10 protein-coding genes are annotated in these 12,357 nt (G+C 60.5%); all 10 read right to left on the bottom strand.

Annotation, left to right across the window (positions count from 1 at the left end; translation table 11 throughout):
• Window positions 1-15 precede the first annotated feature (15 nt).
• On the bottom strand, window positions 16-2,799 hold the full coding sequence (gene secA / locus NFR19_RS06725; protein WP_251213022.1) for a preprotein translocase subunit SecA: 2,784 nt from the start codon (window positions 2,797-2,799) through the stop codon (window positions 16-18).
• A gap of 137 nt (window positions 2,800-2,936) precedes the next feature.
• Window positions 2,937-5,567 (bottom strand): AfsR/SARP family transcriptional regulator, encoded by a 2,631-nt coding sequence (locus NFR19_RS06720; protein WP_251213021.1) that lies wholly within the window; start codon window positions 5,565-5,567, stop codon window positions 2,937-2,939.
• Window positions 5,568-5,707: 140 nt separating this feature from the next.
• Entirely contained in the window at window positions 5,708-6,160 is a 453-nt protein-coding gene (gene rsfS / locus NFR19_RS06715) for a ribosome silencing factor (protein WP_251213020.1), read from the bottom strand.
• Entirely contained in the window at window positions 6,157-6,780 is a 624-nt protein-coding gene (gene yqeK / locus NFR19_RS06710; protein WP_251213019.1) for a bis(5'-nucleosyl)-tetraphosphatase (symmetrical) YqeK, read from the bottom strand. Before yqeK ends, rsfS begins: the two co-directional genes overlap by 4 nt.
• A 5-nt stretch (window positions 6,781-6,785) precedes the next feature.
• Window positions 6,786-7,502 carry a nicotinate-nucleotide adenylyltransferase gene (nadD, locus tag NFR19_RS06705; RefSeq protein ID WP_251213018.1) on the bottom strand — a complete coding sequence of 239 codons (717 nt, stop codon included), beginning with the start codon at window positions 7,500-7,502 and terminating at the stop codon, window positions 6,786-6,788.
• Window positions 7,503-8,801: a glutamate-5-semialdehyde dehydrogenase gene (locus tag NFR19_RS06700; RefSeq protein ID WP_251213017.1), complete on the bottom strand. Its 1,299-nt coding sequence runs from the start codon at window positions 8,799-8,801 to the stop codon at window positions 7,503-7,505.
• Window positions 8,802-8,809: 8 nt separating this feature from the next.
• A complete protein-coding gene (proB, locus tag NFR19_RS06695; RefSeq protein ID WP_251213016.1) occupies window positions 8,810-9,940 on the bottom strand; it encodes a glutamate 5-kinase in 1,131 nt (376 codons plus the stop codon).
• Window positions 9,941-9,943: 3 nt separating this feature from the next.
• On the bottom strand, window positions 9,944-11,350 hold the full coding sequence (obgE, locus tag NFR19_RS06690) for a GTPase ObgE (RefSeq protein ID WP_251213015.1): 1,407 nt from the start codon (window positions 11,348-11,350) through the stop codon (window positions 9,944-9,946).
• Window positions 11,351-11,445: 95 nt separating this feature from the next.
• Window positions 11,446-11,697: a 50S ribosomal protein L27 gene (gene rpmA / locus NFR19_RS06685; protein ID WP_251213014.1), complete on the bottom strand. Its 252-nt coding sequence runs from the start codon at window positions 11,695-11,697 to the stop codon at window positions 11,446-11,448.
• Window positions 11,698-11,700: 3 nt separating this feature from the next.
• Entirely contained in the window at window positions 11,701-12,279 is a 579-nt protein-coding gene (rplU, locus tag NFR19_RS06680) for a 50S ribosomal protein L21 (RefSeq protein ID WP_251213013.1), read from the bottom strand.
• Window positions 12,280-12,357: the final 78 nt, after the last annotated feature.

Raw genomic sequence — 12,357 nt, 5'->3', positions numbered from 1 at the left:
AGCCACCAGCTTCGATTATGCTCCGTGGCACTTCTTATACTTGAGACCCGATCCGCAGGGGCATGGATCGTTGCGTCCCACGTTTGCGAAGGGATCGTCCTTATCCTTTATATATGTAGACGCCTTCCCTTGGCTCGGTTTGGGAGGTGCTGGCGTGCTTCCTTGCGCCGCTGCCTGAGCCTGAGCGCGCGCCTGCGCAGTGCCCGACGATTCAAGAGCTGCCTCAGGCGACGAGTAGCTCAGTTCTTTCTCGTCATGCGCGGGCTGCTCAACCGGCTCTATCTTTACCGCGATCTCAAGCCTGAGCAGCGTGCGCAGATAGTCATCGTACATGGATGCGGTCATGGCCTCGAAAGCACTGTACGCCTCGTTTTTGTATTCGACCAGCGGATCGCGCTGACCGATCGCGCGCAACCCGATACCGGTGCGCAGATAATCCATCTCTTGCAGATGCGCCATCCAACGCGTATCCATGATGCGCAGCATGATCTGGCTCGCAAGATCGTCCATGACCGGGCCGAGCACGGCCGCCTTTTCCTGATAGATGCCACTGAGGTAGGAGACGAGCGCCTCTTCCACCACCGCAGGATCGTCGTCATGGTCAAGCTCTTCGACCTTGAAGTCGGGCCGCCCCGACATGTTGGCGGCCCACAGATCGAGCGCCTTGGTATCCCAATCATCGCTCGCGCTGCCATCGGGCAGCGTATCGGCCACTTCTGCGGCCGCCGAGTCGCTGATGATCTCAGGGATCCGCCCTGCGATGGATTTGCCATCGAGGATGGCATTGCGCTCTTCGTAGATGGCTTGACGCTGCAAGTTCATCACGTCGTCGTATTCGAGCACGCTCTTGCGCGCGGCGAAATGCATGCTCTCAACCTGGCGTTGCGCGCTTTCGATGGACTTGGAAACCATGCTCGCCTGAATGGGCATGTCGTCTTCCATGCCGGTCTTTTGCATCATGGCCGAGATGGAGTCCATGCGATTGCCGCCGAACAGACGCATGAGGTCGTCTTCCAGCGAAAGGTAGAACTGCGTCACGCCCGGATCGCCCTGACGTCCAGCACGGCCTCGCAACTGATTGTCGATACGACGGGATTCATGCCGCTCGGTGCCGATCACGCACAGACCACCCGCCGCCTTCACAATCTGCTGCTCCTGTTCGCAAATAGCGTGCGCCTCATCAAGGGCCCGCTGGCGCTCGGCCTGCGGGGCGAACAGCTCGTTTGGCTCGCCTTCCTCGGTGAGCTCGGCAGCATCGGGATCGAACCCGCGATCACGCAGGATATCGTCCGCGAGCACATCAGCGTTGCCGCCGAGCAGAATATCGGTACCGCGACCGGCCATATTGGTGGCAATGGTGACCGCGCCTACCCGGCCCGCCTGCGCCACGATATGAGCCTCGCGCTCATGGTTCTTCGCGTTCAACGTCTCGTGCGGAATGCCGCGCTTGTCGAGCAATCGACTCAGCCGCTCGCTGCTCTCCACCGAGACCGTACCCACCAGCACCGGCTGCCCAATAGCATTGCGCGCCTGAATATCGTTGGCCACCGCGTTGAACTTCGCATCGATCGTGCGATAGACCAGATCGTTCAGGTCATCGCGCGCAACCGGACGATTCGGCGGAATAGCGAACACAGGCAGCTTGTAGATCTGACGGAACTCAGCATCTTCGGTCATAGCGGTACCGGTCATGCCCGAGAGCTTGTCGTACAGACGGAAGTAATTCTGCAGCGTGATGGTAGCGAGCGTCTGATTCTCATCGAGCACCTTCACGCGCTCTTTTGCCTCGAGCGCCTGATGGAGACCCTCAGAATAGCGCCGACCCTCCATGATGCGCCCTGTGAACTCGTCAACGATCTTCACCTCGCCATCCATCACGACGTAGTCTACGTCGCGGTGGAACAGGAACTGCGCCTTGAGAGCTTGCTGGAGATGATTGGCGAGCTGGCCCGACGGATCGGCATAGATATCCTCGATGCCGAGCATGCTCTCTATCTTCTCAAGACCGACTTCGGTAGCGTTGATGGTGCGCTTGGCCTCGTCCATATCGAAGTCCTCGCCCTCGACGAGCCCCGGCATGACAGCAGCGAAGCGCTTGTACGTCTCTGCGGCTTGCGTGCCCGCACCGGAAATGATGAGCGGCGTGCGCGCCTCGTCGATCAAGATGGAGTCAACCTCGTCGACCACCGCGAAATGATGCCCACGCTGCACGCGCAGGTCCGCTTTCGCCACCATGTTGTCACGCAAATAATCGAAGCCGAACTCCGAGTTGGTACCATACGTCACGTCGGCTTGATATGCCGGTATCTTCGCCTCGGGGCGCATGCCGTTTTGGATGAGGCCCACCTTCATCCCCAAAAACGAGTATATCTGGCCCATCCACTGCGAGTCGCGCCGCGCCAGATAATCGTTCACCGTGACGATGTGCACGTTATGCCCCGGGATCGCGTTGAGGTAACCAGCAAGGGTCGATACGAGCGTCTTGCCCTCGCCGGTCTTCATCTCGGCTATCTCGCCAGCGTTGAGCGCCATACCGCCGATCAGCTGCACATCGAAATGACGCAGGCCGATCGTGCGCACGCTAGCCTCGCGCACTGCCGCGAACGCTTCCGGTAACAGGTCATCGAGCGTCTCTCCCGCCGCGTAGCGCTCGCGGAAACGCTCGGTGATGCCGCCGAGCTCTTCATCGCTCAACGCCTGCATCTGAGGCTCGAGCGCATTGATCTGATCTACCTTGCTCTGGTATTTCTTGAGCTGCTTTCCTTCGCCAGCCGAGAACAGCTTGGAGAGTAATCCCATGTCGTTTGCTTGCTTTCTCTTCTAGAGGGCCGCCGTCGGCAACCTCTCTGGTGTGTCTTGCGATGATTCTAATACACATGCGAACAGAAGTGCTGGAATTCATAGGTTATCCTCGGGAAACGACCCCGTGCTCCCGTCTAGAAAAGCGCATCTTCCGTCTCGATGATGGATCGGTACAGCTCAACGAGGCGCAGGGACGGATCGATCCCGAGATCCTCGTTCAAGAACTGACGGCATTCGAAGTAGGTCTCCAATGCCGCAGAGCGTTGATCGGCAGCGATCTGGGCTTCCATCAAGGCGATGTAGACATCCTCGCGCCGCCCCTCCCGCCTGAGCGCTTCGCGCGCGAACCACACGGCTCCGCGCGGCTCGCTCATGCCGATCAACCGATTCGTCGTTGCGATGAGCCCGTCGATCAGCTGGGCATGGTAGTGCTCCCGCAGCGAGAGGATGGTCTCGTTTTCCTGTTCGCACGGCATGAGTTTGCCAGCATACTCGTTGCTCACCAACGAATAGAGTCGCTCCCAATCCCCGGGCGCATCAGTGCCGAAGAGAAGCGAGCGGCAGATCGCTTCGTATTCATGCACGTCGCTGGTCACCAAGCGCGGATCCAAGCTGCATCCGGTCTGGGTTCGGATCAGATACGGACAGCTTCCCCCGACCTGAAGCGAGCGCTTCAATTGGGACCACACCGAATAGAAGTTGTTGCGGTATGCATTCGTGGCACTGTGAGGCCACAGCATGCTCGCAAGATTATCGCGCTGTATCTCGCGCCCGCGATTCATCACAAGGAGCGCGAGCAGCGTCTTCACCTTCATGCGACGCAAGAATCGCGGCTCGACCAGATCGCCACCGATGCGCACTTCCATTCCACCAAAAAGGTTGACCGACAAAAGCGGAACGGCTGCAGGGGTGGCGCGCTCCTCCGCAGAACGGTTCGGCCGGGAATGCGAACTCGTGGACGAGCGCCGCACCGGAGGCGAAACCGCATGTGCCGCCGCTTGGTAGCGCTCGCGTTGCTCGCTCAGGTGCACCTCCATCCGACGCATCTGAGCGTGCGCTTCCTCGCCCGCACGACACGACTGCAGCACCATCCATCGCTCGCTGGCCGCATCCAGCCACCGAAGCGCATTGAACCCGAACCAATCCAAAGAGGCGCCTTCCTGGATGCGCTCTCCTTCACGCGCGCAATATCGCGCCAACTGCATCAAAGCGTCCTGCAGCTCCTTGCCCTCTTCCCCTGCACGACCTGCACTGCCCACAACATCGCATTCGGCAAGCGCTGCCTCGAACAGCCACGCTGCGCCCAGCAGAAGGGCTTCCCGCATCGTCGTCGGCTGGTCTTGCTGCTCCGCGCAAACGCGCATCCATTCGTTCATGCCAGCACCCGCACCCTCTCCGGCAGCCAAGCAAATAGCGGCAAGAACGGCGGCGTCACCACGCAGCGAGCCGGAACGGGAGCGCTCGGCCTTTCCCCCTTCTGTCCGCTCCGCAAGCTGCATCAGCTTCGCGTGCGCCCGCGCACGCAGGTCGCCTTCGCCACGCGCGACCAGAAACGAGAGCGCTTCTAGCTTTTGCGCCGTATCAGCGCTGCCCGATCGCACGACGCGCTTGGCGAAGTCTTCCAGGCTCTTCCGATCATCGAGAAGCAGCGCCGACCAGCATTTGCATAGGGAAAGCTGATCGGTGAAGCCCGTGGAACGTCTCCGCACGCTCTCGTGCAAGTCGCTGATCGCAACAGGTTCGGCGCATGCCACCAAACGCCTGCATGAGCGAACGAGCCACGCGCATGCGGCCTGCTTGGGCGCAAGGTGCGCCATCACCTCAGCAGCGCGCGTCGCACCTTCTCGCTGCAAGAGCATATCCGCCACACACCCCACGAGCGATCCGCGATCGGCATGGATCGAACAGGTCGCAAGATCATCGAGGCGCTGGGAAAAGCCGGATGCGATCCGGGCAACGCTACAGCGCATTGCCACATAGGTGCCTGTGCGCCGATCAATGCCCAAATACGGATAATCATCGGCCAAATACTCCCACGCCTCGCTCGCACGATCGGCGCTGAGAACCGCTGTCAGATCATCGAAGCCGCCTCTCCCGAGCAGCAGCAAAACCACCACAGCAAGGGCCACATCTAACGGCATCTCACCCGACGATGCGCCTTCGATGAGCAGCCGCATGCCATCACCGTGCCAGACCAAGCAGGCCGCACGCTCCGAGCGAGAGCGATCGCGAATCTCCGATGCATCGAGAGCGCCTGCGGTAGCTGCCAAGCTCAGTTCGTCGTCGGTGAGCAGAAGATCGGTGGCATTGATCAGCATGCGATCGCGCTGGAGCACCGAGAACGTGTCAGCAGCAGGTGCGCAGGTGATCACAACCTCGCAACCACGCGCCAGCACCGCATCCACGAACCCGTTGAACGCCTCGGCGCGCTCGTCATCGAGCAGCGGCACGTCATCGCATACCACCAAAGCCGCATCTGGGTCAGACCCGATGAGCGATGAGATGAGCGCCCCCGCATCAAGATCGCGCAGAAAGCACGGAGAGGCGCATCTGATCCAAAAGACGCGCTTGAAACCGAAGACGATATCGGCATACTCGAATGCGACGGTGCTCTTCCCGTATCCCGGCGGAGCAACGAGGAAGCGCGCAACGCGCCGGTCGTGCAACATCTTCCCCACCAGATCGGGACGAGACGAAAACGTGTGGCCCACAATGCCTTGCGGCCTTGTCCCCTTGCATCGGCACGACTCCATGAAAGTCGCCATGAAACACTCCGATTCAGCAGGTGATCCCGGCTAGGGGAACGCGCCTTATCATGCCGATATCGCATCCAGCATGCGCCATCAATGTTTCATTGTCCGATCGGTCAATCGCCTTACCGGGGAGATTGTCCGTCTTGTCCCGCCTAAGATTGGACGCTTTGGGCAATGCGCGCGCCTTGTTCGATCAAATCCCGAATGCGATCCGAATACTCCAAGCCGACGAGGTCCGCCTCTGACGCGAGATCAACGATGGGAGCGTCATTCCAAAGCGCCTCAAGCCGATAGTATTCGCGCGTCTCGGGCAAGAAAACGTGCACGACGATATCCCCGTAATCCAAAAGGCTCCACGTGCCATCGGAAGAGACCTCGCGATGGGCAGGACGCATGTCGCAGGTCTCGCGCAGTTCCTCTTCGACCGCATCGATGATGGCATCCATCTGGGCTTTGTTCCGACCCGTCGCAATGACGAAGTAATCGGTCACGCCGATCAACGCTCCTACCTGCTGCACCATGATATCGATGGCTTTCTTTGAATCCGCTGCGCGGGCCGCCGCGATGGCCGCCTTGCGCGAAGAACACTCGCTGCTCACGCTCATGCGTATTTCTCCTTCTTGGCCCGGGATTTACCCTTGGCTATCGTATTCCATATCTTGATGGTATCAGGATGAAGCACCGTGTCGTGCTCGATCAGCGCCATGGTCCAGAACTTGTAGACACGATAGAACAGCTCATCGAGAGGCACAACGCCGATCAAGGCACGCAATCCGTCGGCTTCACCGAACGTGCGCGAAGGCTCGAGGGTGTCGGCCACGTAGATGATCTTGCTCAAATCGGTCATCGTGGTGCTTGCGGTCGTATGGCACCGGATGGCCTCGAGCACATCGGCGGGTATCTGTGGGAATGCTCGTCCGAGCGCTGCTGCCGCGGTGGGACCATGTAAGACCTCGGGCATGTTCTCGACCACCCACTCCCCTACCTGCGCATCGACACCAAGGTCGTGCGCGCGCTGGATGATCTCGCCATCGCGCATGCCCTTGTCCCAGTCGTGGAGCAACCCTGCCAAGCGCGCACGCGCGGGGTCCACCCCATAGATGCGCGCTAACGACTCGGCCGTTTGCGCTACTCCTTGAATATGCTCGAAGCGCTTCGGTTTCACCCGAGCCGCCACGTCTTCAACACGCGCCTGGTAGAAGGCTTCACTGAGCGCATCATCCATCAGACTCATCCTTTCGCACTATAGAGATGCTTCTCTTCGATATACGAGCATACCGCATGCGGTACAAGATAGCGGATGGCTCGCCCTGCGCGCGCTCGTTTCCGTATCTCGCTCGAGGACACATCGAGCAGCGGTGCGCTCACCTGATCGATCTTGAAGCCCTGCTCGCGGCAGCGATGCAACAGCGTCCCCTCATCAAAGCGACCCGGACGCGAAACGCAGATGAAGCGGAGCATATCCTTGAGCGCATTCGCCTCATGCCAGTGCGGGAGCGTGCGAAGAGAGTCCGCTCCCATGATGAAGAAGAGCTCCACGGTATCGGGGAACTGGTGGCGCACGAGACGCATCGTATCACTGGTATAGGTGATCCCGGGCCGAGCCGCTTCGATCGCGCTCACGTCAAAGCGCCGATTGTCGGCAACGGCCAGCGAGCACATGGCGATCCTCTCATGCACGTCAACGATGCTTCGGTGTTGCTTGAGCGATGGGTTGGCAGCGACCGTGAACACCACCGCATCCAACGAACACGCATCCCGTGCCATTTCCGCGCACGCAAGATGGCCGATATGGATAGGGTCGAACGTGCCCCCCATGATGCCCAAGCGTCTGGGCACCCCATCGGCGCCCAAAGCGTCGAAACGATGGCTCACCGCCGCCGCATACACCGCTTCGAGCGATACCGCACTGCCACAAGCAGGGCGCACGAGCGCACGAGTATCCATTCAGGCGCGCACCTGTCCCTCGCCGCGCACAAGATACTTGTACGAGGTCAGCGCATCAAGTGCGAAGGGCCCGCGCGCATGCAGCTTCTGGGTTGAGATGCCGATCTCGGCACCCAAGCCGAATTGGCCGCCGTCGGTGAAGGCGGTCGATGCGTTCGCATAGACTGCCGCAGCATCCACACCGGCAAGGAACGCCTCGCACGCATCAGCATCCGTTGCCACGATAGCCTCGGAATGACCCGTGCCATAGCGATTCACGTGATCGATGGCTTCCCGAACGCCTCCCGCGATCATCTTCACCGCGATCTCAGGCCCTAGATACTCCGTTGCCCAATCCGCTTCCGTCGCAAGCATCGCCTGCGCATCAGGGCCGTCTATCACGATGCCCGCATCGCGCGCGCATGCAAGAACATCCTCATCACAATGCAGCAGCACACCATGATCGACCAGGTCGGTCAGGAGAGAGCAAAGCGCCGCGCAGTCGTATCCGCTGTCAACAAGCAAACTCTCTGCCGCATTGCAAACGCCGAAACGACGACACTTCGCGTTCAAGACGATGGCGCGCGCCTTCTCTTCATCGGCGCTCTCGTGGATATACACATGGCAATTGCCCGTTCCGGTCTCAATGACCGGAACCTTCGAGGACTCCACGCAATGACGTATCAAACCGGCACCGCCGCGCGGAATGATCACGTCCACGAGTCCGTGCAACTGCATGAGCGCATCCGTTGCGCTTCGGTCGGTGGTGGTCAGGGCGCAGATGCAACCTTGCGGCAACCCAGACGAGCAAGCGGCCTGCGCGAGCACATCGGAGACGACCTCATTGGTGCGCGCCGCAAGGCTGCCGCCGCGCAGAATGCAGGCGTTGCCCGATTTGATGCAGATACCTGCTGCATCAGCGGTCACATTCGGACGCGCCTCGTAGATCATGCCAACCACCCCGATGGGCACGCTGACGCGCTCGAGCTTCAAGCCGTTCGGAAGCGTGCGCGCATCTTGGATGCGCCCGAGCGGATCGGGAAGGTCGCGCAACTCTTCAAGAGCGCACGCCATGGCCTCCACGCGCGCCTCATCGAGCATCAAGCGATCGAGCAGCGCCTCGTTCGTGCCGCACTGCCGCGCCGCGTCCATATCCTGCTCATTGGCCTGGATGATATCTCCGCACGTCGCTCGAAGAGCTTGCGCCATCGCGGTCAAAGCCGCATCGCGTGCCTCGCCACTGCATTGTGCGAGCTGCTTGGATGCCGCCGCAGCTTGCATTGCGAGCAATTCCACATCATGCTGCATCGTTGAGGACATACCGTCTCCTATTCGAACACGACCAGATCATCGCGATGAATGACCGGCTTATCTGCTACCGCCGCGAGCAAGCTGTTCGCCGCGAGCTCCTTGCTCGAGCTTCCCTTCGACAGCTCCACCGCATCACGCCCTACGCTGACGCGGCCGCGGGCGAACACGTAGCCTTCGCTGTCGCGCACATCGACGATATCACCTTCAGCGAACCGTCCGTCGACGTCCACCACGCCAACGGGCAGAAGCGAGCTGCCGCCCGCGATCAGCGCGCGCTTTGCTCCCCCATCGACCGTGACGGCGCCGTGGGCGGCATCGCCCAATGCGATCCAGAGCTTGCGCGGGGTTATCTCATGCCGACGATCGGCAGGCACGAAACGCGTGCCAACGCTCTCTCCGCGTGCCGACCGAACGACCACGTTGTCTTTCTTCCCATGAGCGATCACCAGGGGAATACCAGCGCTCATCATCACGCGCGCCGCCGCCACCTTGGTGACCATGCCGCCCGATCCGGCCACGCTGCCTGCCCCGCCGCATGCGTCAAGGAGCTGCTGGTCGATACGGCTCACCTCTTCTATCAGATGCGCATCCGCAGACGTGCGCGGATTCGCATCATAGAGCCCGTCGATGTCAGATAAGATGATCAGCTGGTCGGCGCCCACCAGCACCGCAACCAACGCTGCGAGCGTGTCGTTGTCTCCGAAGCGAATCTGCTCGATCGAGACCGTGTCGTTCTCGTTGATGATGGGGACCACGCCCAGATCGAGCAGCCGGTCGAGCGTTGCTCGGGCATTGAGATAGGCGGTCCTGTCGGCGGTGTCACGGCGCGTCAGCAGCACCAACGATGTCAGCAAGCCATGGGCTGCGAATTCCTCTGCGTAGACGCCGGTCAACTCGCATTGTCCCACCGAGGCAGCCGCCTGAAGCGTCGCCATATCGGAAGGGCGCCGTTCGATGGAGAGGGCGCCGAGCCCCGCCGCGATAGCAGCAGACGTCACGATGGCGACACGCCATCCATCAGCCACAAGATCGGCGCTTTGGCGCGCAAGATCGGTGATGCGCGCGCGATCGATGGCGTTTTCCGCGCTGGTCAGCGTTGATGACCCGATCTTTATGACAAGCCGTTTCGTGTGATGCGTCGTTCTCATACGCTAGAAATCCAATTCTGCATAGACATCATCGACAGCAAGGCCCGATTCATACTCGAAGCACAACCCTGCGATGACCACCTCATCGCCATCGCGCGCGCCCGCATCGCGCAGCGCATCGTCCAGCCCAATGCGACGGAAGCGATGCTGCAAGAACGTGACCGCCTCTTCGTTGTCTTGATCGGTCTGAAGCACCATGCGCTCAATACGCGTGCCGCTCACCGAGAACGTGCCGTTCTCTTCGCGCTGCACCGTGAACGCATGGTCGCGCGCATCGCGCTTGAGCTCCCACACTTTCTCGAAATCCTGCGCGTCCGCCGCTTCCGCACGGGCCTCTTCACGAAGATGCTTCACCTTCGTGGCGAGAGCGGCTTTCAGCGCATCAACGCCCTCTCCTGTCAGTGCGCTCACTTGGTAGAGCTTCGGATCAAGCGGACTCGAGGCGAACTCATCCCCGCCCGCAGCCGCAATGGAATCCTGCTTGAGCTGCGCTTCAAGGCGCCGCACGCCCTCTTGGAGCGCCTCATCGTTTCTCACGGCATCCATCTTGTTGGCGACGACAACGCGGGGCCGCGCATCGAGCTCAGCAGCGTAGCGCTTCAACTCTTCGTTGATGATGCGGTAATCTTCAAGGGGATCGCGCCCTTCATAGCCGCCCGTCATATCAACCACGTGCACGATCAGAGCCGTGCGCTCGATGTGACGCAAGAACTCATGACCGAGCCCGCGCCCTTCATGCGCTCCTTCGATCAGGCCGGGAACATCAGCGATGACGAAACTGTCATCACCGCTGGTCGCCACGCCAAGATTGGGTGCGAGCGTGGTGAACGGGTAATCGGCGATCTTCGGTTTTGCCGCGCTCATGCGTGCGATCAGAGATGATTTCCCTGCGCTCGGCACCCCAACGAGCGCCACATCGGCCAGCAGCTTCATCTCGAGCTCCACCGATAGCTCGTCTCCCGGCTCCCCCAGCTCTGCGAAGGCGGGAGCGCGTCGGGTCGACGTGACGAAATGCGTGTTGCCACGCCCTCCACGCCCCCCGCGCGCCACCGTGAAACGCTGGCCATCGCGCACCAGATCGGCCAGAACCTCTCCCGTCTGCCCGCTCTCGTCATCATAGGAGCGCACCACCGTGCCCACAGGCACCTTCAGCACGATATCCTCGCCGTTGGCGCCATGCATGCGGCTTCCTTTGCCATGCGTGCCACGCCGCGCCTTGAAATGATGCTTGAAGCGGTAATCGATCAACGTGGACACTGCGGCGTCAGCTTCGAGCACCACGTTGCCGCCATGCCCACCATCGCCGCCATCGGGGCCGCCCTTGGGAACATGCGCTTCGCGACGAAACGACATGCATCCAGCGCCACCTGCGCCAGCTTTCACGTTGATATGCACCTTGTCGATGAACATAGTGCGCCACCTCACAAAAAAAGCCCTTACATAAGGGCTTTTCATGATACCTCATAGGGCAGCGCCAAGACGGCGCCGCTCCACGATCACACAGGTTACTCGGCAGGGATCACATGCACCTTGCGCTTGTCACCCTTCGTGAATTTCAGCGTCCCGTCGCACAGAGCGAACAGCGTGTCGTCATTACCACGACCCACGTTCTCGCCGGGATGGAAATGCGTGCCGCGCTGGCGAACGATGATGTTGCCCGTACGCACTGCTTGACCGGCGAACATCTTCACGCCCAAGCGCTTTGCCTGGGAATCACGACCGTTACGGGTAGAGCCGAGGCCTTTCTTGTGTGCCATGTCTTACTCCTCCTCAGCTTTCTCAGCCGCTGCCGACGTCTTTGCGGACGCAGGCTTCTTCTCGGCATCCTCTTTCTTCGCAGCAGGCTTCTTCGTTGCCGACGTCTTTGCCGCATCGTCCTTCGCAGCAGCGGCCTTCTTGGCTGTTGGCTTCTTCTCGGCTGTCCTCTTCTCAGCCGTCTTTGCAGCCTGAGCCTCAGCGGGCTTCTTGTCGGAGGCCTGCGCATCGTCCTTCTTGGCAGCTGCCTTCTTCGGCTTGGGCGCCTCGAACTTCTCGGAACCCACTGCCGTGATCTGCACGCGCGTCAGCTCCTGACGGTGGCCGCGCAGACGCTTGTAGTTCTTGCGCTTCTTGAACTTGAAGACGATCTTCTTCTTATCCTTGAACTGCTCGAGCACCACCGCCTCCACAGGAGTCTTTGCAGCAACCTGCGGGTCGAGCTCGGTCTTCTCGCCGTCAACGATGCAAATGGCGTCAAGCACCACCTTGTCACCGACCGCGGCGGGCAGCTTCTCGATGTTGATCTTGTCACCGGGGCACACCTTGTATTGCTTGCCGCCGGTCTTAACAATCGCGTACATTGATAATCTCCTTGTATATGCCTTAAACGCAAGGATTTACTTTAACAATGACCCCTGCGCTCGTCAACAACAATTTCT

The organism is Adlercreutzia murintestinalis, from assembly GCF_943192905.1.
Lineage (GTDB): Bacteria > Actinomycetota > Coriobacteriia > Coriobacteriales > Eggerthellaceae > Adlercreutzia_A > Adlercreutzia_A murintestinalis.
This window is presented reverse-complemented; position numbering and strand designations above follow the sequence as displayed.

Coding starts and splice junctions, on each gene's coding strand:
- secA (WP_251213022.1), bottom strand. CDS start 2,799: ATGGGATTACTCTCCAAGCTGTTCTCGGCTGGCGAAGGAAAGCAGCTC.
- NFR19_RS06720 (WP_251213021.1), bottom strand. CDS start 5,567: ATGGCGACTTTCATGGAGTCGTGCCGATGCAAGGGGACAAGGCCGCAA.
- rsfS (WP_251213020.1), bottom strand. CDS start 6,160: ATGAGCGTGAGCAGCGAGTGTTCTTCGCGCAAGGCGGCCATCGCGGCG.
- yqeK (WP_251213019.1), bottom strand. CDS start 6,780: ATGGATGATGCGCTCAGTGAAGCCTTCTACCAGGCGCGTGTTGAAGAC.
- nadD (WP_251213018.1), bottom strand. CDS start 7,502: ATGGATACTCGTGCGCTCGTGCGCCCTGCTTGTGGCAGTGCGGTATCG.
- NFR19_RS06700 (WP_251213017.1), bottom strand. CDS start 8,801: ATGTCCTCAACGATGCAGCATGATGTGGAATTGCTCGCAATGCAAGCT.
- proB (WP_251213016.1), bottom strand. CDS start 9,940: ATGAGAACGACGCATCACACGAAACGGCTTGTCATAAAGATCGGGTCA.
- obgE (WP_251213015.1), bottom strand. CDS start 11,350: ATGTTCATCGACAAGGTGCATATCAACGTGAAAGCTGGCGCAGGTGGC.
- rpmA (WP_251213014.1), bottom strand. CDS start 11,697: ATGGCACACAAGAAAGGCCTCGGCTCTACCCGTAACGGTCGTGATTCC.
- rplU (WP_251213013.1), bottom strand. CDS start 12,279: ATGTACGCGATTGTTAAGACCGGCGGCAAGCAATACAAGGTGTGCCCC.